At 54.7% G+C, this 20,437-nt stretch carries 15 protein-coding genes and 1 tRNA gene; 6 read left to right on the top strand and 10 right to left on the bottom strand.

The window, feature by feature from the left end; all coding sequences use genetic code 11:
- Nucleotides 1-109 precede the first annotated feature (109 nt).
- Together rlmB and rnr are read right to left on the bottom strand one after the other, a co-directional pair.
- On the bottom strand, nt 110-871 hold the full coding sequence (gene rlmB, locus GFN93_RS06350) for a 23S rRNA (guanosine(2251)-2'-O)-methyltransferase RlmB (protein ID WP_153499849.1): 762 nt from the start codon (nt 869-871) through the stop codon (nt 110-112).
- Nucleotides 872-1,004: 133 nt separating this feature from the next.
- Nucleotides 1,005-3,449, bottom strand: a complete 2,445-nt coding sequence (gene rnr / locus GFN93_RS06345; protein WP_153499847.1) for a ribonuclease R — start codon at nt 3,447-3,449, stop codon at nt 1,005-1,007.
- Nucleotides 3,450-3,580: 131 nt separating this feature from the next.
- Here rnr and GFN93_RS06340 point away from each other — a divergent pair.
- Nucleotides 3,581-3,667 (top strand) — tRNA-Leu (locus tag GFN93_RS06340).
- Nucleotides 3,668-3,849: 182 nt separating this feature from the next.
- Nucleotides 3,850-5,205, top strand: coding sequence for a tyrosine-type recombinase/integrase (locus GFN93_RS06335; protein ID WP_022983799.1), 1,356 nt, complete (start codon nt 3,850-3,852; stop codon nt 5,203-5,205).
- Nucleotides 5,206-5,463: 258 nt separating this feature from the next.
- Here the strand turns inward: GFN93_RS06335 and GFN93_RS06330 are convergent, their stop codons facing one another.
- From GFN93_RS06330 to GFN93_RS06320, 3 genes are read right to left on the bottom strand one after another with little or no spacing between them, the layout of a single operon-like run.
- On the bottom strand, nt 5,464-6,645 hold the full coding sequence (locus GFN93_RS06330) for a lipid-transfer protein (protein ID WP_031225738.1): 1,182 nt from the start codon (nt 6,643-6,645) through the stop codon (nt 5,464-5,466).
- Nucleotides 6,646-6,668: 23 nt separating this feature from the next.
- The gene (locus GFN93_RS06325; RefSeq protein WP_153499845.1) at nt 6,669-9,656 is read right to left on the bottom strand and encodes a peroxisomal multifunctional enzyme type 2; all 2,988 of its coding nucleotides are present in this window, start codon (nt 9,654-9,656) and stop codon (nt 6,669-6,671) included.
- Nucleotides 9,657-9,710: 54 nt separating this feature from the next.
- Nucleotides 9,711-10,886: an acyl-CoA dehydrogenase family protein gene (locus GFN93_RS06320; protein ID WP_153499843.1), complete on the bottom strand. Its 1,176-nt coding sequence runs from the start codon at nt 10,884-10,886 to the stop codon at nt 9,711-9,713.
- Between the two features lie 161 nt (nt 10,887-11,047).
- Between GFN93_RS06320 and GFN93_RS06315 the strand changes: the two genes are divergently transcribed.
- Nucleotides 11,048-11,713 carry a TetR/AcrR family transcriptional regulator gene (locus GFN93_RS06315; RefSeq protein ID WP_022983803.1) on the top strand — a complete coding sequence of 222 codons (666 nt, stop codon included), beginning with the start codon at nt 11,048-11,050 and terminating at the stop codon, nt 11,711-11,713.
- A 186-nt stretch (nt 11,714-11,899) separates the two neighbouring features.
- On the opposite strand, the gene GFN93_RS06310 is transcribed toward GFN93_RS06315, so the two are convergent.
- From GFN93_RS06310 to GFN93_RS06295, 4 genes are all read right to left on the bottom strand, one after another.
- Nucleotides 11,900-13,132, bottom strand: coding sequence for an NAD(P)/FAD-dependent oxidoreductase (locus GFN93_RS06310; protein WP_153499842.1), 1,233 nt, complete (start codon nt 13,130-13,132; stop codon nt 11,900-11,902).
- A gap of 97 nt (nt 13,133-13,229) precedes the next feature.
- Nucleotides 13,230-14,885, bottom strand: coding sequence for a GMC family oxidoreductase (locus GFN93_RS06305; protein ID WP_153499840.1), 1,656 nt, complete (start codon nt 14,883-14,885; stop codon nt 13,230-13,232).
- Nucleotides 14,885-16,297: a cytochrome P450 gene (locus tag GFN93_RS06300; protein WP_153499838.1), complete on the bottom strand. Its 1,413-nt coding sequence runs from the start codon at nt 16,295-16,297 to the stop codon at nt 14,885-14,887. Before GFN93_RS06300 ends, GFN93_RS06305 begins: the two co-directional genes overlap by 1 nt.
- Nucleotides 16,298-16,311: 14 nt before the next feature.
- Nucleotides 16,312-16,632 carry a 2Fe-2S iron-sulfur cluster-binding protein gene (locus GFN93_RS06295; protein ID WP_008930234.1) on the bottom strand — a complete coding sequence of 107 codons (321 nt, stop codon included), beginning with the start codon at nt 16,630-16,632 and terminating at the stop codon, nt 16,312-16,314.
- A gap of 122 nt (nt 16,633-16,754) precedes the next feature.
- Between GFN93_RS06295 and GFN93_RS06290 the strand changes: the two genes are divergently transcribed.
- Complete coding sequence (locus GFN93_RS06290; protein WP_153499836.1) at nt 16,755-17,801, top strand: AraC family transcriptional regulator; 1,047 nt, start codon at nt 16,755-16,757, stop codon at nt 17,799-17,801.
- A 56-nt stretch (nt 17,802-17,857) separates the two neighbouring features.
- On the opposite strand, the gene GFN93_RS06285 is transcribed toward GFN93_RS06290, so the two are convergent.
- A complete protein-coding gene (locus tag GFN93_RS06285) occupies nt 17,858-18,463 on the bottom strand; it encodes a TetR/AcrR family transcriptional regulator (RefSeq protein WP_063525805.1) in 606 nt (201 codons plus the stop codon).
- A gap of 181 nt (nt 18,464-18,644) precedes the next feature.
- Here GFN93_RS06285 and GFN93_RS06280 point away from each other — a divergent pair, with 181 nt between their 5' ends.
- Together GFN93_RS06280 and GFN93_RS06275 are read left to right on the top strand one after the other, a co-directional pair.
- Nucleotides 18,645-19,589 carry a metal-dependent hydrolase gene (locus GFN93_RS06280; protein WP_008930237.1) on the top strand — a complete coding sequence of 315 codons (945 nt, stop codon included), beginning with the start codon at nt 18,645-18,647 and terminating at the stop codon, nt 19,587-19,589.
- Complete coding sequence (locus tag GFN93_RS06275; RefSeq protein ID WP_008930238.1) at nt 19,586-20,413, top strand: SDR family NAD(P)-dependent oxidoreductase; 828 nt, start codon at nt 19,586-19,588, stop codon at nt 20,411-20,413. Before GFN93_RS06280 ends, GFN93_RS06275 begins: the two co-directional genes overlap by 4 nt.
- The last annotated feature ends 24 nt before the right edge of the window (nt 20,414-20,437 follow it).

Here is a 20,437-nt window from a genome sequence, read left to right as displayed (position 1 = left end):
GTGACGCTTGACGTCACAGCTCAAGCAAACAAAAAGGCCGCGCCCAGAAGATGGGCGCGGCCTTTTTGTTTCAAGACAGCCATCACACTGCTCGCGCAGCGATTTAGTGTTAAGCGCTTTTCTGAGCGCGCACCGCGAACAGCACCACCCCGGTGGCCACAGACACATTCAGGCTCTGCACCTCACCGGCCATGGGAATTTCCAGCAGCTGATCACACTTGTCCCTGGTCAGCCGCTTCAACCCGGCACCTTCCGCACCCATCACCACGGCGAGAGAATCCGGGGCCTGATAATCAAACAGGGAAGCACTGCGCTCTTCCAGCGCGGTACCGACCACCTGCACACCTCGCTCCTTGATCTGGTCCAGCAGGGTCGCCAGATTGCCCACCTCGTAATAGGCAAGGCTCTCCGCTGCCCCCACTGCCGTACGGCAGGCCACAGGCGTCAGGCCGGCAGCACCACGACGCGGAACGATGACGGCATTGACGCCCGCCGCATCGGCACTTCGCAGACAGGCACCCAGATTATGGGGATCGGTGACATTTTCCAGAATCAGCAGAAAGGGGCTGGCCGGCTTGCCGTCGAGCCATTTGAGCAGGGCGTTTTCATCCGCGGCGCGACGAGGACGTGCCCGCGCCACAATTCCCTGGTGCTGGGGACCGGCATGCTTTTCCAGAACATCGCGTCGCGCCCGCTGCACCGCGATACCGAAATCCCTGGCCACCTGAATCATAGCCTCAAGCCGAGGCTCCTCCCGCTCGGCACGGGTATCCTGTACAAACAGCTCCAGCACCGCTTCCGGGCGATGCCGCAACAGGGCTTCCACCGCATGGAAGCCGGAATACATGAGGGGTTTCTGGGGTTTGCTCATTGTGACGCCTGCACGCTACATGCTCTACGCAATAGAGGTAGAGCCAGAATCATAACGCAGAAGCGGCGCCTGAACCGCAAACCCTCAACAGAGAGTTCACGACTCAAGCGCCGCTCCTGCAGGTAAATCGACGTCAGCTTTTCTTGCTGCGCCGAGCCGCCTTTTTGCCGCGAGGCGGCCCCTTACGCTTGGCCTTGGGCTTGGGAATGTCGCCCTTGGCCAGTTTTTCACGCTCGGATGTGCCTTTCGCCGCTGCCGGTTTGCCGCCTTCTTTGCCGGTCCTGCCCTTACCCGCCTGCTTGCTGCCCGCCTTGGGCCGCCCCTTGCGGGATGGGGTTGAGGATTCCAGCTGAAGATCAATCTTGCGATCCTCGGTATGAACGGCGGCCACCCTGACCGTCACAGAGTCACCCAGGCTGAAGGTGCGGCCACTACTTTCACCCTTGAGGCTCAGATTCACCTCATCAAAGTGGTAATAGTCGCTATCCAGGTTGGCCACATGCACCAGCCCATCGATATGCAACTCGTTGAGCTGAACAAACAGGCCAAAGTTGGCGACACCGCTAATCACCCCTTCAAACACTTCGCCGATACGTGATTCCATGAACTGGCACTTGAGCCAGGAGATCACATCGCGGGTTGCGTCGTCTGCACGGCGTTCGGTCATGGAGCATTGCTCACCAATCGCCACCATGTCGCCCTGATTGTAAGGCACAATTTTTTCCTGCGGGATGACCGGCAGCTTGCCCGGGTTATCCACGTGAGCAGGCATGGCCTCGCTGCGAATCAGGTAACGAATCGCCCGATGCACCAGTAGATCGGGGTAACGACGAATTGGCGAGGTAAAGTGGGTGTAGGCCTTGTAGGAAAGCCCGAAGTGCCCCTTGTTCTCGGCCTCGTATTTAGCCTGGGTCATGGAACGCAGCATCATGGTCTGAATCACGTGGCGATCCGGTCGATCCAGAATCTGCTCGCGCAACTGCTGGAATACGGCAGGCTTCGGCGCCCCTTCAGACCAGGCAATACTCAGCCCAAGCCCACCGAGGAATTGCTGCAGTTTGCTCAGGCGCTCTTCCTTGGGCGGCTCATGGTTGCGATACAAAGCGGGGATCTTTGCCTTTTCCAGCAGCTTGGCAGCACAGATATTGGCGGCCAGCATGGCCTCCTCAATCATGATATGCGCCACATTGCGCACCACCGGGACCATCCCTTCGATCTTGTGGTTTTCGTCGTAGATAATGCGGGTTTCTTCGCTATCGAAGTCGATGGCACCTCGCTCTACACGGCGCTTGCGCAGTGCCAGGAACATTTCGTGATAGGCCCACAACATATCCAGGGACTCATCATCCAGGCTAGCCACCGTCTCCAGCGCCAGTTCTGATTCCGGCTCCTCAATCATGGCGCCCACCTTGGTGTAGGTAAGGCGATGACGGGAGCGCATAACCCCTTCACGGAACACAAAGCCCGAGAGGCGGCCATTGGCAGAAATGGTCATGTCGCAGTAAAGACACAGCCGATCCACATGGGGATTGAGGGAGCACAGCCCGTTGGACAAGGCCTCCGGCAACATCGGAATAACCCGGTTCGGGAAGTACACCGAGTTACCGCGCTTGGCAGCTTCACGATCCAGCGCCGAACCCGGATACACATAATGGCTGACATCTGCGATGGCCACGATCAGGCGCCAACCGCCACGGGCACGACGCTCCACATAGACGGCATCGTCAAAGTCCCGGGCGTCTTCGCCATCAATGGTCACCAACGGCAGATCCCGGAGATCCACCCGGTTGGCCTTGGCCTGATGAGGTACGGCATCGCCAAAGGCATTGGCCTGCTCTTCGACGCCTTCCGGCCAGACATAAGGAATCTCGAAACGGCGCAGAGCCACTTCAATTTCCATACCGGCCTGATCCGGGGTAGCAATGACTTCTTCCAGGCGCACCAGCACATGGTGCTCGCGGCTGGGATATTGGGTAATCGTGGCGCGGACATGGTCACCGGGATTCGGCTTGATGCCGTTCTTGTCCTCGACCAGCACTTCCTTGGTAATACGACGGTTTTCCGGCTCGATAAAGCTGATGCCGGCTTCCCGGTAATAGCGGCCAACCAGTTCCGTCGTCGCTCGCTCAGTGATTTCCACGATGCGGGCTTCTTTCTTGCCGAAGCGGTTTACCCCCGCATCGCTGACCAGCACCCGGTCACCATCCATGACCTTTTCCATCTGGCGCGGGCCGATGAACAGGTCACCCATGGTCTTGTCGTCGGGGATCAGGAAACCAAAGCCATCCTTGTGGCCCTGGATCTTTCCTGCAATGAGGTCCATGCGGGAGACCACACCGACCTTGCCATTACGGTTCTGGACCAGCTGGGCATCGCGCAGCATGGCCCGTACACGGCGGTCGAGACCGACTTCGCCGTCCTCGCCCACCTCCAGCAGCGCGGCCAACTCATCGAAGGACAGGGGCTTACCCTGATCATTGAGTACGTCCAGGATCAGCTCTCGGCTGGGCACCGGATTCTCGTACTTTTCCGCCTCTCGGTCGGCATGGGGATCGCTATAGTGTTTTTTTGGGGGCATTGAAGAATTTTTCGAAAAGGGGTTTGACATCCCGCCATCATATACTAGAATGCACGCGCTTTCGCGATGAACCTGACGTGAAACAGTAAAAACTTTGCTTTCGGGCAAAGAGTCAGGTTCATAACGGAAATGCCGAGGTGGTGAAATTGGTAGACACGCTAGCTTCAGGTGCTAGTGGGGGCAACCCCGTGGAGGTTCAAGTCCTCTCCTCGGCACCAAACATGACTCTTACGGAGTCCGACAAAGCCCTGTAACCGTCTGGTTCAGGGCTTTTTTCGTTTATACTCGCTCTAATCCCATCCGATGGAATCCAACCAGATACCAGCATTTCTGTTGGTACTTATGTTGGCACTGCCCTGCTGGCCTCTTTCAGATACCAACAACGCCCAAGGAACAGGAAATGAGCAAGAATGCGATGGAAAAGCTGTCGGCCCTTGAGATCAAAAAGGCCAAACCGAAAGACAAAACCTACAAGCTTGCTGACGGTGGCGGGCTCTACTTACAGATCTCTCCTGATGGAGGAATGTACTGGCGCTATCAGTACCGCTTCCTAGGTAAGCAGAAATCCTTGGCACTTGGGGTGTATCCCGAAATCTCCCTCAAGGCCGCCCGAAAAGCTCACAAAGACGCGCGGCTCAAACTTGCCGACAACATTGACCCTAGCGAAGCTCGCCGCCAGGAGAAACTGGCTCGCACCGAAGCCCAGGCCAACAGTTTCGAGGCTGTTGCCCAGGAATGGCTGGTGCGCCAGCAGGTAGCCCCCGAAACAGACAAGAAAAATCGCTGGCTCATGGAAACCTTCGCCTTTCCTTATATAGGACACAGGCCTATTGCCGACATATCCCCCCGAGAACTGCTGGATGTCCTCCGCCGAGTCGAGTCAACCGGCAAGCTGGAAACAGCTCAACGCCTGAAGACAAAGTGCGGCCAGGTCTTCCGCCATGCAATCATTGAGGGAAAAGCCGAAATCGATCCCACGGCAAGCTTGCGAGGAGCGCTCAAGTCACCCAAGGTAAAACACCGCGCCGCCATCACCGACCCTTCCCGGTTGGGAAAGCTGCTACGGGACATGCAAGCGTCCACAGCAGGCCCAGTGGTGAAAACCGCCCTGCTTCTGACCCCCATCTTATTCCAGCGCCCAGGCGAAATCCGGCAAATGGAATGGTCCGAGATCAACTGGGAAGAGCAGCGCTGGGAGATCCCTGCCGACAAGATGAAAATGCGCCATCCCCACATAGTACCACTACCGCAGCAAGCCATGGCGTTACTACAGGATATCCACCTGTTTACCGGACGCGGCAAATACGTTTTTCCGTCGCAACGAGGGGCAAGCCGCTGTCTATCCGAGAATGGCGTCCGAGTGGCCCTTCGGGATATGGGCTACGGCAACGATGACGTAACCCCCCATGGCTTCCGAGCAACAGCCCGGACAATCTTGGACGAAGTACTGGGCTATAGGATTGAGTGGATCGAGCACCAACTGGCTCATGCCGTCAAAGACCCCAATGGTACCGCCTATAATAGAACCAGCTTCCTGAGTCAGCGCACCAAAATGATGCAGGAGTGGGCCAACTACCTAGACGCCCTTCGAGATGGGAAACAATTTGAACGGGCGGGAACAACCCCAGAAACTCAATACAGCCTTAGCTGCGAATCGACTGAAAAAGAGAATGGCAATCTAAAGAAGGATGGCAAGAAAAGCTTTACAGCTTTATTTAGCAATTATGCATCCCAGGAAAAACCCACATCTGATTAGTCGCCACTCCGATCTTTACCAAACACCCGTAGCTCGAAATCACCGGGTGCAAGTAACAACACAGACTTTCAGCCGAAAAATCGCAAAAAAATGGAACCCTAACCCTTCGTGGGCGGCAGCATAACGCAGGCCTGCAAAGCAAGTCATTGAGCATAGTCCCCAGGCATCCAAAAGCGTCCTAGCCCGTCTAAGATACCGCCCTATTTGGTCAACATCCCGATCAGAAGCGCAGCCAGCCCATCCCTTGCATGTAACGGCTCAATCGTTGCGGTACAGGGTCACTACACAGGCCCCCCCCAGACCAAGGTTGTGCTGCAAGGCTACCCGAGCTCCCTCGACCTGTCGCTTTTCTGCTTGGCCACGCAACTGCCACACCAGTTCGGCACATTGCGCCAGACCTGTAGCCCCCAGCGGGTGCCCCTTGGACAGCAAGCCACCGGACGGATTGGTCACGAACTTGCCTCCATAAGTGTTGTCGCCATCCCAGATAAATTTCTCCGCGCCGCCTTCCCGGCACAGACCCAGACCTTCATAGGTGAGCAGCTCATTGGCGGTAAAGCAGTCGTGCAACTCGACCACATTGATGTCTTGCGGGCCGATACCGGCCTGCTCGTACACGCTGTCGGCGGCGGAACGGGTCATGTCGTAACCGACCATCTTGATCATGGATTTTTCATCAAAGCTGCTGGCGAAATCCGTGGTCATCGCCTGGGCGGCGATATACACCGGGTTAGCAATGCCATGCTTCTTGGCGAACTCGTCCGAACACAGAATCGCGGCGCCGGCACCACAGGTGGGCGGGCAGCATTGGAAACGGGTGAGCGGATCAAACACCTCGTCTGACGCCATGATCTCTTCCAGCGACAGCACCTGATTGAACAGTGCGTAAGGATTGTTGGCGGCATGCTGACGCGCCTTCTCGGCAATCTTGCCGAAGGTTTCCCGTTTGGTGCCGTACTTCCAGCGGTATTCACGCCCTGCGCCACCGAACATCTGTGCCGCCGGCGGCGCCTGATTGAAGCCCTGCGTATCCATCATCACCTGCGCATGCTGGCTCATGGGGTTCTCGCGATCATTGAACTTAGCACCAAGCGCGCCGCGCTCCATTTTTTCAAAACCCAGGGCGATGACACATTCAGCCAAACCGCCTTCGATGGCCTGGCGCGCCAGGAACAGGGCCGACGAACCGGTGGAACAATTGTTGTTCACATTGACCACGGGAATGCCGGTCAAGCCCAGTTCATACACGGCACGCTGACCACAGGTGGAATCGCCGTAGACATAACCACAGAACGCCTGCTCAACATCGCTGTACTGGATGCCGGCATCCTTCATTGCGGCGAGGCCAGCCGCTTTTGCCATCACATGGTAATCATCGCTGGCACCGGGCTTGGCAAACTTGGTCATCCCGACACCGATCACATTCACTCTACGTTTCATTCTCTGTTCTCCGAATTATGGCGTTACAGGATTTGTTCAAGTTTGCGCACCAGCGCCAGGTCACCGTCGACGCGCATGTCGCCCTTCTGGTACAAGGTGCTCAAGGCCACCTTGCCGGCAATCAGGTCGGCAAGCTTGCTGTCGTCCAGCGTGATCAACGCCGCCGCGTCCTTCTCGCCGCTGACGATGCCGGGCGACGAGGCGGATAGATCGATAAACCAGGCACTGTCTGGGCTCTGCACCTTGATCTGCAACACACCACCCTGTCCACCAATGGCCGACAGTTTTTCCGCCAGCTCCGGCAGCACTTTCTCCGCCTGCGGTGCTTTCTGCTTTTTCGGTTGTGCGGTAGCGCTATCCGGCTGGCCGGAGGCCAATCGCTTGTCGCGTGCCTGCTCCACCAGCTTAGGGTCCATGTCCTGCAACACGGTGAGCTTGTTGGAGGCCATCACGTTACCTCCGATCTTCAGATCGCCACCAAAAAACAGTTTCTGTACCGCAGCCAGATCACCGCCAAACAGGGTCGGGGCATGTTTGCTGTCCAACTCCAGCGTCACATCCGCCTTGTCCAGCTGGCCCGCCCCGGCGGTACCCGGTGCGTTTTTCAGATCAATATAGAAATCCTGATCCGGGTTGCTGAACGCAAACTGGAAGCTGGTAGCGGCCTTCTCGATCAGATCCGGGTTGTCAGCGATGAAGTGGCCGATGGCACTGAACACATCCGCCATGATCGGCTCCTGCGATTCGACCGGTACTGCGACAGCTTGTGAACCACCACCGTCAGCCACGCGCTTGTCACGCGCCTGCTCGGCCAGTTTCGGGTCCATGTCCTGCAACACGGTCAACTTGTTGGACGCCATCACGTTGCCGGAAATTTTCAGCTCGCCACCGAAGAACAGTTTCTGCACCGCCGCAAGATCGCCACCAAACACGGTCGCCAGATGCTCGCTGTCCAGCGCCAGAGTCACGTCCGGTTTGTCGATCGTGCCAGGCCCTGCCGCGCCTGGTGCATTTTTCAGATCAATAAAGAACTGCTGATCCGGATTGCTGAACTCGAACTGGAAGCTGGTACCGGTCTGATCAACCAGTTCCGGTTTCTGCTTGATGTAGGTCGCCACCGCCGCGAACACATCGTCAGGCGTCACCGCCTGCTCCACCTGCGGCGCAGACACTTCCTCGGCGGACACCTGTTCCGGCACCGGCGCTTCTGCCGGAATCTCCGAGAACAACTCGATGGCGGCATTCTTCAGCACCACCTCGTTACGCTCTTTCACCCAGGTTTCGAAGACGATACGGTTATCGGATTCCTTCCACATGCGGGTTTCCAGGGTTTCACCCGGGAAGACCGTCTTGGCAAAGCGCACCTTGATGCTCTTGAAATAACGGCCATCGTTATTGCTGAACGCCTTGATGACATGGCGTCCGGCATAACCGAAGGTACACAGCCCATGCAGGATCGGCTTGTCATAACCGAACGCCCTGGCAAACGCCGGGTCGGCGTGCAGCGGATTCCAGTCACCGCACAGGCGATACAGCAGCGTCTGGTTGGCGTCGGTTTTCTCTTCGATCACCGCATCCGGTTCACGTGCGGGCGGCACATTGATCTCGCCGGAATCGCCCCGCTCACCGCCCCAGCCGCCGGCGTCTTTCACGAACGAGGTCATCTCGTTATAGGCCACCTCGTTACCGTTTTCGTCGGTGGAGGTAATAGCAAAGGTAACTACCGCATTCGGATCCTTGTCCAATGCCTTCTTGAATTTGAAGGTGTGCTTCAGCTTGGCGTGCGGCGGCAGCGGCCGTTTGATTTCGGTGTATTGCTCGCCATGCAGCAACCGGTCGAAGCCAAAGTTCATCCCTGGCAGAGCCAGCGCGCCTTCTTTTGCTGCCTTTAGCATCGCGCCGATCTGTGGCATGACGCCATAGGTGGGCAACGCCTGGAAATTGCCACCCAGCTCGTAGACGAACTTCAGTTCATCCTTGTCGAGCGGATCACGTGCGGCGCCCACACTTAGGGCATACAACGACAGGTCATTTTCATCATAGGACGATTCCAGCTCGAGGCTTTCCTTGCTGGCCACATCCAGATCGATGAATTCGTTGCCGCCCAGTGACGGGTTGTTGATGTTGTCGAGAATCGGCGAGAAGGATTCGTTGACATTGGATGGATGCTCCGCATCGGTAAAGTCGGTGATCTTGTCCCAACGACGCGCTACATCATCAACACTGAAGGCCTTGCCAAGGGGGAAGCTATTTCCCTGGCTACGTTCCCAGCGCAACTTGCTGATGAAGCCGGCACCCACTTCGAAGATACCCTTGGTTTCTTCGCACTTTTCATGGCACAACCAGGCCACCAGCGGACTGACCGCTTCTGGCTTGAGGTTTTCCAGCAAATTCGGCGGCATGATGGTTTCAGTCAGCCGCGAGGCCGCAATCGGCGCAATGGTATTCACATGAATGTTTTTGCTGCGACCTTCCTCCGCCAGACAGTTGGCCAGCCCGGCCAGACCCAACTTGGCAGCACAGTAGTTGGCCTGACCAAAGTTACCGTAGAGGCCGGCTGCCGAGGTCGTCATGATGATGCGGCCATAGCCCTTCTCACGCATGATCGGCCAAGCCGCATGGGTGACGCTCATGGAACCTTCCAGATGGACTTTCAACACCAAGTCCCAGTCCTGCTTCGACATCTTGGCAAAACTGACGTCACGCAGGATGCCGGCATTGTTGACCACGATGTCCACAGTGCCGAAGCTATCCAACGCGGTTTGTACTATCGACTCGCCGTTTTCCACCGAGTCATAGTTGGCAACCGCCTCCCCTCCCATGGCCCGGATCTCATCCACCACCTTGTCTGCGGCAGACGACGACTTGCCATCACCGTGGGCGCTGCCACCCAGGTCGTTAACCACCACCTTGCAGCCACGCGCGGCCAGGGTCAGGGCATGCTGCCGGCCCAGCCCGCCCCCGGCACCGGTGACAATGGCTACACGATCATCAAAACGAAGTTCTGCCATGATACTTTCCTCTTTTCAATACAGGGCACACATGCCGTGCAGGGTCGAGAATCCTCAGATAGAGCGTGAAATAAGTTCTTTCATGATTTCGTTGGTGCCGCCGTAGATGCGGTTGGCACGGGTGTCGATGTAGGCTCGGGCGATCGGATACTCGAGCATGTAGCCATAGCCACCATGCAGTTGCACACAGCGGTCAACCACCTTGCTGAGCAAATCGGATACCCAGTACTTGGCCGCACAGGCAGCCTCGGGCGACAGGGAATTCTTCACCACCAGCTCCATACAGCGATCAACATAAACCCGTGCAATCTGGATTTCAGAACGCATCTCGGCCAATTCAAAGCGGGTGTTCTGGAATGCCGCCACCGGCTTGCCAAACGCCTGGCGCTGTTTCACATATTCCACGGTGGTTGCCAGCGCATGCTCGGCAGCCGACGAACAGATGATGGCGATCATCATCCGCTCCCAGGCCAGCTCCTTCATCAAGGCAATGAAACCCATGCCCTCGGCACCCAGCAGGTTTTCCTTGGGCACCTTGACGTTGTCGAAGAACAACTCGCAGGTGTCCTGCCCGCGCATGCCGACTTTCTTCAGCGGCTTGCCCTTGGAGAAGCCCTCGCGATCCGCCTCAATAATCATCAGGGACACACTTTGTGCACCCAGCTCAGCCGGCCCGGTACGCACCGCCACCACCGCCATGTCACAGAGGTAACCGTTGGTGATAAAGATTTTCGAGCCATTTACCACGTAGTGATCGCCCTCAAGGGTGGCCGTGGTCTTGATACGTTGAAGATCGGAACCGGTACCCGGCTCGGTCATGGCCACGGCAGTGACCGCTTCACCGGTGGCCATTTTGGGCAGCCACTGGCTTTTCTGTTCATGGGAACCAAAGTTGTTGATGTAGTTGGCAACAATGTCCGAGTGCAGGGCAAAGCCGCTGGCCGAATCCCCCACCCTCGCCTGCTCCTCCATCAGTATCATCGAATAGAGACGGTCAACGCCGCAGCCGCCGTACTCTTCAGGCATCGTTGGACACAGCAGCCCCAGCTCCCCCGCCTTGTTCCACAGTTCACGATCAATATGTTGCTGCTCCTCCCACTTCTCGTGGTAAGGGGCGATTTCAGTCTCGAAGAAACGCCTTGCTGTGGCGCGGAACGCCTCATGGTCTTCATTGAAGAGAGTACGGGGGATCATCGGCGATACAGCCGCCGGTACATGCACATCACTCATTACAGGCTTCCAACGTTGATTCAGGAACAATGGCAAGACTTTATAACTTACAATACGTACGTTCAACTTGTTTATTGGCGAGCTACGCTACAATCCATTTATCATTTAGAATCAGGCCTCTGCATCCCAGTGACCATGCTCAGTAATAGACAGAGAACGCGATGAATGCTCAACGACGCACCCAGGAACAACGTAGCGACGCCATGCGGGAACGCATCATTCAGGCAGTGCTCACCTGTCTAGAGAAGGATGGATTCGCTGGCACCACCGTCAGTCGCATTATCAACATCGCTGGCGTATCTAGGGGCGCCCCACTACACCATTTCTCTAGTAAAGCAGACATGATCGCTGCGGCAGCTGAGCATTTAATTCGCCAGCACTATATTCAGCTGGGTAAAGCCATCGCCAAACTCCATGGATCTGAAGATCGACTAGAAGCCCTTATCTTTGGTGCATGGAAGAATGTTTTCGATCAGCCGGAATTTATCCCGTTGATGCAACTATTGACAGCCAGCCAACATGACCCTGAGCTTGCATCCATTTTGCAACGTGTCTGGACTTCCAATTACTTCATCGTCGGTAACGCGGCAGACCATTATCTGGAGGCCATTAGTGAAGACACCGATGTGCGCTCGATGATGATGTTGACGCAATGGCTGTTGCGCGGCATGGCGCAGGATTTGCACATCGTTGCCGACAAAACGCTCTTTGACCGCTATCTCAAAGTCTGGTGCAACATGCTCGCCGTTCATCTGCGAGCCCGTGCAGATGTAAACGACCCACCGCCTTACCCGCCCAAGTGGGAACTACCGCTGAGCGATGCTTGACCTCCCCACTTGGGCTTGCGGCATCTCTACACATAGCTACGTTGTCGTAAACACCCAACGAATAAAGCTGTATATCGACCATGTCCACGCCACTTGATTGCTCAGATCGACCTTCGGTACCGGATACGGTTTCCGTTGACACAAGTCGTCATCGAGACTATTGGAGATAGCAATTCTTGCAGTGCTTCAGATTAAAGACTTCAGTTCGATATTCGGATTAGACAATACTTCAGCGCTGACACTCTTGCGCAGTTTAACCAACTGTTTACCTACCATGAATGCAACTGGAAAATTGACTGCATCAACAGCAATAACATGACCAAGACATAGATAGAAAACTGCGAATTCCTTGTCAAGGATACTGCCACGCAGTACACGCTGGTCATGATTTTGGGACAATCCTACCATCTGCAAACGAACATCATACTGGTTCGACCAGAACCAGGGAGGGCTATCGTAGGGCTTTTCTTCACTCATAAGTGTAGCTGCCGCCGTACGAGCTTGCTCAACAGCGTTAGCGACTGATTCAAGACGCTGCCTTTTGTCGAAGAAGAGATTATGATGGCGGGTACAATCTCCTATCGCCAGAATGTCTGGGTCATCGGTGCGGGTAAATTCATCGACGACAACGCCATCATCGCAAAGCAGGCCAGCATTTTCAGCCAAGGCCGTTTCTGGTATGACACCAATCGAAACGAGAACGATGTCCGCTGACACCTTACCCCCATCGGCCAAGGTCACACCATTCACGCACCCTTGATCATCTGATTCAAAACCAATTACGGCCGCCCCCAGACGAACATCGACTCCTGCACTCGTGTGTTTGGCGTAGAGAAATTCAGATATCTCTGGCCCAGTAACACGCTGCATTAAGCGCTCGGCAGCTTCCAAGACAGTAACTTTAACACCTTGCTTAGTCGCACTGGCAGCCACTTCAAGTCCGATATACCCGCCCCCCACGATAACCAGGCGTTTGCCGGGTACTAGCTCACGACGCAGGGCATCTGTGTCCTCGATACCATGCAAATAATGAATACCTTTCAAGTCTGAACCCCGCACGTTAAGACGGCGGACATGTGAGCCAGTGGCCAAGACCAGTTGGTCGTACTTTAAAGTGCTTTGATCTGACAGAATGAGGCTTTTGTCGTCTCTGTTAATCTGTTCTACGCGCACGCCGAGCTGTAATTGCTGCCCCGCATTCTCGTAGATTGAAGGCGGTTTAAGGTATAAAGACGCCTTATCAACCTCCCCCGCGAGATAATTCTTGGACAAGGGCGGTCGCTGATAGGGAGGGTGCTGCTCTTCGCTAACCATAACCACTTTGTGAGGGTATTTTTTTTGCAGCAAGGCGGTCAAAAGTGTTCCTGCTGCGTGTCCACCACCAATAATGACGGTGACCTCTTTATTTTTGTTAATCATAACCTGTCTCTTTCTATGCATACTGAAACCGAGTTACCCACAAAAACTTCATGAATAACTATAACTTGCAACATCAGCCGAGCTAAACACATGATGCCTAAACTCCAGCCACCGCGGCGTCCTCAAGTATCATGTCTGCCCCTTTCTCTCCAATCATGGTCGCCGGCTGATTGGTATTCCCGCCAACCAGGGTTGGCATGATAGACGCATCAACTACCCGCAACGACTGCAAGCCACGCACACGGAGACGAGGGTCGACCACTGCCATATGATCAATCCCCATCTTACAAGTGCCGACCGGGTGGTATGCGGACTCGCCATTACGGCGCACCCACTCGGTGAGACTCGCGTCATCCTGTATTTCCAGCCCTGGTGAAATTTCTACATCCTGATGAAGATAAAGTGCACGCTGGGACAAAATATTACGAACAAGCCGAACACCACGAATGAGTTGTTCGACATCGGCAGGGTCAGCCATGTAATTGGGGTCAATCAATGGTGCAGCGAGCGGATCAGCACTGTGTAAACCAATGCGGCCCCGGGACAAGGGCCTGAGCCCATAGATCATTACAATGTAGCCATAGCCACTCATTGCAATCTTCATGTCACGCCCATGATCAGCGTACAGCATTGGTCCGAAGTGCAATTGCAGATCAGGTATCGGTAGCTCTGCTTGAGAGCAAATGAATCCGCCTGCCTCAGCGCCATTGCTAGACAGCACACCTCGGCGACCGCTCAGGTATTGCATTAAGGCCCACACCCCCTTCAACCAATAGCTCGGATGCATCGAGATTCCCTGCCGGCTTCGCGATCTGACCCGCACAAAAACGTCAACATGATCTTGAAGATTACGCCCCACACCCTCCAGCGAACGACGCAGCTCAATGCCATGTCGAGCAAGCTCCTCGCGGGGGCCGACACCTGACAGCATAAGCAGTTGTGGCGAGTTGAATGCACCGCCGCATAGGATAACCTCCCGCCTAGCATGAGCTCTAACCAAACTTTTTGCGTGGCGATACTCGACACCAATAGCGCGAGTCCCATCAAACAGCACGCGTGTAACATGTGCATCGCTGCGAATGGTCAAGTTAGATCGACCCTCAGCAGGCTCAAGATAAGCACGCGCATTACTGCAACGGGAACCATCCTTCTGATAGGTGTAGTAATAGCCGACGCCTTCCTGATCAGGGCCGTTGAAGTCCCGATTGCGTCGATACCCCGCCTGTACTGATGCCTCGACAAACGCCGTACTCAACGGGTTTGTATAACGCCGCTCCGCCACATTGAGAGGCCCATCCTGACCATGGAAGCCTGCGGTACCCGGCACCATCTCAGGCTCGTAATGTTCTGACTTACGAAAATACGGCAGCACCTCGGCGTATGACCAACCGTGACACCCCTGCCGTGCCCACTCGTCGTAATCCCTGGCGTGACCACGGATATAGACCTGGGCGTTAATCCCGCTCGAACCGCCAAGCATCTTGCCCCGCGGCTGGAACAACGAACGACCGTACATGTGACGCTGTGGCTCGGTATAGAACTGCCAGTTGAAACGGCGACTGAACATCAACTGCAAAAATCCCAGCGGCGTGTTGACGAAAGGGTTGCGGCGACTCTCCGGCCCGGCTTCGAGTAGCAACACCGAATAGAGGCCACTCTCGGACAAACGATTGGCTACCGCGCACCCTGCCGAGCCAGCGCCCACAACGATATAGTCGAATTCTTCAGTCGCCAGCCCGGTCAAACTTTTCATTAATTTTTTGCCGTCAGTTTGACCATCAACTTCGAATAACCGCGCACGAAGTTGGACTGTACACGCTCCGGCTCGCCAACCACTTCGATATTTTCGAAGCGCTTGAGCAGTTCTTCCCACAAAATGCGCAATTGCAGTTCGGCCAGGCGGTTACCCATACAACGATGAATACCGTAGCCAAAAGAAATATGGTTGCGTGCATCCTTGCGATCAATAATGAGTTGATCGGGGTTGTCAAACTTGCGTTCGTCTCGATTACCTGAGGCATACCACATTAACACCCGGTCCCCTTTCTTGATGGTCTGGCCACGAAGTTCTACATCCTGTGTCGCCACCCTACGCATGTTGGCCAGTGGAGTTTGCCAACGAATGATTTCCGACACCATGTTCGGAATCAGATCCGGTTTCGCCTTCAGCTTGGAGAATTCCTCGGGGAATTGATTCAAGGCCAAAACACCACCACTCATGGAATTCCTTGTGGTGTCATTGCCGCCAACGATAAGCAGAGCCAGATTCCCGATAAACTCCATCGGTCGATTGATAAGGTCTTTTGTATCGTCGTTGCTCTGCAGCATACTGATCAAATCGAAACCGGGTTCTTCGCCGGAAGCACGTCGCGCCTCCTTGTCTCGCCACAGCCTGGAGAACGCCCTCGCCATATCTGCCGCGTCATCAAACATGACATCTTCGTCGGTAAATTCTCCACCCGTGGCGGATGCCGCGCCAGACAAACGATCAGACCATTCAACGAGTTTGTGACGATCCTCATAAGGGAAATCCAGCAACGTAGCGAGCATACGGCCAGTCAGTTCTTTGGACACCGCCGGCACCCAATCGAAAGGTTTATCCAGAGGCAAGCTGTCTAGCACTTCCGCCGCACGAGAACGAATCAGCCCTTCCATTTCTTTAAGGTTTTTCGGAGCAACGACGCCCTGCACCGCTCGGCGCTGTACATCATGTTTGGGCGGATCCATGGCGATAAACATTTCCACCGATAGTCCGTCCGGTGGATCACCCAGAATAATTTGCGGCTCAGAGGAAAACAGTTCATGGTTCTTGTCGACGAACAAAATATCTTCATAGCGCGTTATTGACCAGAAAGGCCCGAATGGACTGTTCTTCTGGTAATGTACCGGAGCTTCATCTCGTAACCGCTTAAAATAGGCGCGCCACTGATCTTGTCGATACAGAAAAGGGTTGCTGGTGTCGATATCTTCCAGTGCCAAGGTGCTAACATCAGGCAGGGGAGTTTCGACAAACTCCATTTGTGTGGAGCGAGAACCCACGGCCTTTCTCTTTGCCTTCATCAACATTTTCATGGTTTTAATCTGAAAATGCATTGGCACCACTTTCGACGAAACGTTGAAAACCTTGGTCTGCAAACTATTGCTTGAGCTTGTTTTTGTTGACATAGCTTTATCCCTGATTACATCTGGAATTCGGGCAAATGCACGGTCATACCGTCCATCGCCTCAGTAATTTCTACCTGGCAGCCCAGACGCGAGGTTCTCGCCCGCTCCGGGGTCATGGACAGCATCTGTTCTTCCGCGTCACCAACCGTTCCGGTATTGCCGAACCACTCATCGGCAACAATCATGTGGCAGGTACCACAGGCGCACTCGCCGCCACAATCACCATCGATACCTGGCACGGCGTTATCAACCGCAACTTGCATAAGCGTAGAACCCGCCCTGAATTCCGTCACATGCTCGGTATCGTCATGTTCAATAAAGATAATTTTTCCCACAGCGCGTCTCCTAGTATTTATGTCTAACCTGAAGATTGGCTATATAGCGGCATGCCAGCGAGGACATTTCTTGACAGGACGGGGACATTTAAAGACAGTAATGACTTTCCGAGGAGAGGCTAATGGCAATAACTACGCAGAGTGATAGCTTGCAAAGCGTGGATGCTGATATCCCATCGAACTACTCACGCCTTATCGCCCGTGAACTTGGTCTGAGTGCACGAGGGCTGCCCCGACTCCTGCGCAACACAGATGTGGATGTTACGCAATTACTCAAAGATGAGAGTCGACTCACCGCAACCCAACAGATCCAGATCTTGCGTAATGCTTTGGATCTATCCGGTAAACCAGAGTTCGGCTTGCGGTTGGGCAGGCGCCTCACCCCGGCAACCCATGGGGTGATGGGCTTTGCTGCTAACAGCAGCCCCGAACTTTATACCGCGCTGCAAGCCGTTCACACTTTCCTGCCTACGCGAGCAAGCTTTATTCAGGTGAACTTGCAAAACACTGAGGATTATCTGGAATGTGTTGTGAGCTTTCAGGTAGCAATGGACAACGACGTGGAGCGCTGCTTGGCAGATACTGTGATCAAGGCTTTTTTTGAAATTGGCGAGTTCATCGTAGGTCGCCCATTGTATGAATCAGAGGTTCATTTCCCCCATCCAGCCCCCGTCTACCAGGACATGTACCGGGAGTATTTACCAGGCAAAGTTTACTTCGACTGCGATCACTTCAAACTAAGATTAGCAATGGAGTTATGTCGAAAGCCGAACGCATCAGCCAATCATGAAAGCTATCATCTGGCCTTTCAGCAGTGCGAATCCATGCTTGCGCGCCTTGAGAACCCTGAACCGGACTATCGGACTCGGCTACAGAAAATGATGTTTTCCCGACCACCCGGGACACTGAGTGAAGATGAAGCCGCCGCCTCCCTCTTCATGAGCAAACGCACCCTTGCACGGAAGCTCAAGAAAGAAAACAGCAGCTTCAGAAAGATTCGCGATGAAGTGCTATCCAGGCAAGCAGCAAACTATTTGTGCGAGAGTCAGCTCTCGGTCGAAGCAACCGCTACACTGTTGAATTATCATGACACTGCCAGCTTCAGACGGGCGTTTAAACGCTGGTTTGGTCAGACTCCTGATCAGTACAGACAAAGGACGGGCACATAAGCCGTGCCGACAGTCAGCAATCAGCGCTGGTCATGACTTCTCATTCAATAGATCGTCTAGCGCTTGAGCACACCGTCTTTAATTACCACCCACACAAAGTCACCGATATCTTTTACGGTATACCGCCCGCCCTCGTTAAACCATGTTGCGACCCAATTTAACGCTCCCAAGCCGATAAGGCGCAAAAGGTCACGATCTACATCCGCACGAATCAGGTTTTGAGAGGACAAGGATTGGATCATAGCAGACCAAAGAAGTTCGTATCTGTCTCGTAGATCAATCATTTCCTTGCGTGACTGGCCCTGCAAGGAGCGCCATTCAAAAAGGAGCACATAGACCATATCCGAACCGCCGACCAGTAACTCAAGGTGAGCATTAATGCCCTGACGCAACTGCTCTAGTGGTTCACTCTCCCCCCGAATAGCCTCAGACAAAGCTGTGGAGGCTTGCTCAAGCGCAAGACGCATCAGGTCTACCAGGATGCTTTCCTTGGAGGGATAACGGTAATGCAGGCTGCCAGGCAACATGTCACAAGCTTCGGCAATTTCTTTAACGGTGGTTTTATCGAACCCCTTTTGACGAAATAGACGTGCCGCAGCACCGAGCACAAACTCTCGATCCGCTTGCGCTACCGGTGTTACCTGATTTTTCTTTCTTCCCACAAGCCACTCCCATACTATAAGCCTTTGATTCTAGCATTCCTTTTAAAGTCGGCCCAGCCTTCCTGGCCGATGGCACTATTCGATCTATACAGATAAAAACACGCTGTCTACCTTATAATCTTGAATTTGGTTGGTTATACAAATAAAGTCCAATGAATGCACTTTACTTGGGAGCGATCCAATGGCTCTGGCAAACCGCAAGATTGGTTACGACGAGGTTGTAACCCGTGACATTCACTTTCCCATGAACATCGAAAACGTGGCTCGCCACTGGTTTCGCAACGACCCGTGGTCCACTCACTGGATGAATGCCATTCTCGCCGCCGTCCCCGACGGTGAACGCTGGGTGATGAATTCTGCAAGACGGCAGCTTGGCAAGCTTGACGATCCAGAAGTGCTGAACGCAGCTAAAGAATTCATTCGTCAGGAGCGCATTCATGCTCGTGAGCACGATGAAATGAACGCCATCGGCGTGCAACACGGGGTTCCCATCGACAAGGTTGAAGGCGTGTTCAAGCTGATCCGTAAGCAACTCCAACACCGCCTCAGTGACGATATGCAGAGCTCCATCGCAGCGGCGTTTGAACATTTCACGGCCATTATTTCCTCGGTACTGCTTGAGCACCCGGAGCTGTTTGACGAAACCCACCCGGATTTGCGTGCCATGCTCTACTGGCACTTTGTCGAAGAAACCGAGCACAAGAGCGTCAGTTATGACGTCTTCGTCGATGCCAGTGGTGGTGGCTACCGCAGTTACCGACTACGTATCAGTGGCATGCTACTGGCCATTGCCCTGGGCTTCCCCATTATGATCGGCAACCAGACCTATCTGCTCTACAAGGATCGTCAAATTCTGAATTTGTGGTCCGCCGCCAAAATGACCAAAGTCCTGTTCTGGCGTCCCGGCATTCTTTCCAAGGTACTCGCTGGCGTGCCCCCCTATTTCTCCCCCACTTTCCACCCGTGGGATGACGATAACCGTGATGTAATCCGGATCTGGAAACGCGCCTACGAAAGAACTGGCGACCCTCATAAGGCCTATCAAGCGCTCAGAGACCACCGAGCCAACAATGTACACGGTACATTCGAAACGCCACAACCTGAACCCGCATGGGGGCAGGCATGAAAAAGAAACCCTTGCACCCGTCAACTCAGGCGGCAGCTGTCATCACCGGGGCGGGTAGCGGCATCGGTCGTAGCTTTGCTTACGAAGTTGCCCGTCGAGGCGGTTCGGTACTGTGTGTCGATATCAATGAAGAGCGCGCCGAACAGGTGGCGATCAGCCTGCGAGCACTCGGTACTCACGCGGTAGCCCTGGGGTGTGATGTCGGCGATGAAAAACAGATGGCATACCTGGCGGAAAATGCCGAGCCTTTGCTCGGCAGGCCGGTAACCCTGGTAATCAACAACGCCGGCGTCGGCCTCGGTGGCCCAATCGGCGAGGTGTCACTTGAAGATTGGCACTGGTGCATGAACGTCAATCTATGGGGAGTTATTCACGGCTGCCATTATTTTGCCCCTCAGCTTCGCGATCTGGGCTATGGAGGCATCATCAATGTGGCCTCTGCTGCCGCATTCGGGTCCGCCCCGGAAATGGCCGCCTACAACGTCACCAAGGCAGGGGTACTGGCCCTGTCCGAAACGCTGTCTTCTGAACTGACCGGAACCGGCGTAAAAATCACGGCCCTGTGCCCAACCGTGGTCCCGACCAATATCGTCGAGAATGGGCGCCTGCCTGAACGTCGCCGTGACTTTGCCCGTTCAGCGATGACCCGCTATGCCCTCACCAACGCCGACCAGGTGGCCCGACAGACCCTCAGTGCCCTTGATCGAGGTGAGCTTTACATGCTGCCACAAATTGACGGCCGGCTTGCCTGGCGGTTGAAACGCCTGACGCCACGACTATACGCCCGCGCGATTGGCGAAGCTTACAGAATGCTGGCTGATTAAATCGCATTTGAGGAAACGGAACAC

The organism is Alcanivorax sediminis (genome assembly GCF_009601165.1).
GTDB classification, from domain to species: Bacteria; Pseudomonadota; Gammaproteobacteria; order Pseudomonadales; family Alcanivoracaceae; genus Alcanivorax; species Alcanivorax sediminis.
This window is presented reverse-complemented; position numbering and strand designations above follow the sequence as displayed.

Bases quoted from the DNA above. Each gene is read 5' to 3' on its own strand.
- GFN93_RS06305 (WP_153499840.1), bottom strand. From the start codon at position 14,885: ATGAAAAGTTTGACCGGGCTGGCGACTGAAGAATTCGACTATATCGTT.
- GFN93_RS06310 (WP_153499842.1), bottom strand. From the start codon at position 13,132: ATGATTAACAAAAATAAAGAGGTCACCGTCATTATTGGTGGTGGACAC.
- GFN93_RS06290 (WP_153499836.1), top strand. From the start codon at position 16,755: ATGGCAATAACTACGCAGAGTGATAGCTTGCAAAGCGTGGATGCTGAT.
- GFN93_RS06325 (WP_153499845.1), bottom strand. From the start codon at position 9,656: ATGGCAGAACTTCGTTTTGATGATCGTGTAGCCATTGTCACCGGTGCC.
- GFN93_RS06330 (WP_031225738.1), bottom strand. From the start codon at position 6,645: ATGAAACGTAGAGTGAATGTGATCGGTGTCGGGATGACCAAGTTTGCC.
- GFN93_RS06275 (WP_008930238.1), top strand. From the start codon at position 19,586: ATGAAAAAGAAACCCTTGCACCCGTCAACTCAGGCGGCAGCTGTCATC.
- rnr (WP_153499847.1), bottom strand. From the start codon at position 3,449: ATGCCCCCAAAAAAACACTATAGCGATCCCCATGCCGACCGAGAGGCG.
- GFN93_RS06280 (WP_008930237.1), top strand. From the start codon at position 18,645: ATGGCTCTGGCAAACCGCAAGATTGGTTACGACGAGGTTGTAACCCGT.
- GFN93_RS06320 (WP_153499843.1), bottom strand. From the start codon at position 10,886: ATGAGTGATGTGCATGTACCGGCGGCTGTATCGCCGATGATCCCCCGT.
- GFN93_RS06335 (WP_022983799.1), top strand. From the start codon at position 3,850: ATGAGCAAGAATGCGATGGAAAAGCTGTCGGCCCTTGAGATCAAAAAG.
- GFN93_RS06315 (WP_022983803.1), top strand. From the start codon at position 11,048: ATGAATGCTCAACGACGCACCCAGGAACAACGTAGCGACGCCATGCGG.
- rlmB (WP_153499849.1), bottom strand. From the start codon at position 871: ATGAGCAAACCCCAGAAACCCCTCATGTATTCCGGCTTCCATGCGGTG.
- GFN93_RS06300 (WP_153499838.1), bottom strand. From the start codon at position 16,297: ATGTCAACAAAAACAAGCTCAAGCAATAGTTTGCAGACCAAGGTTTTC.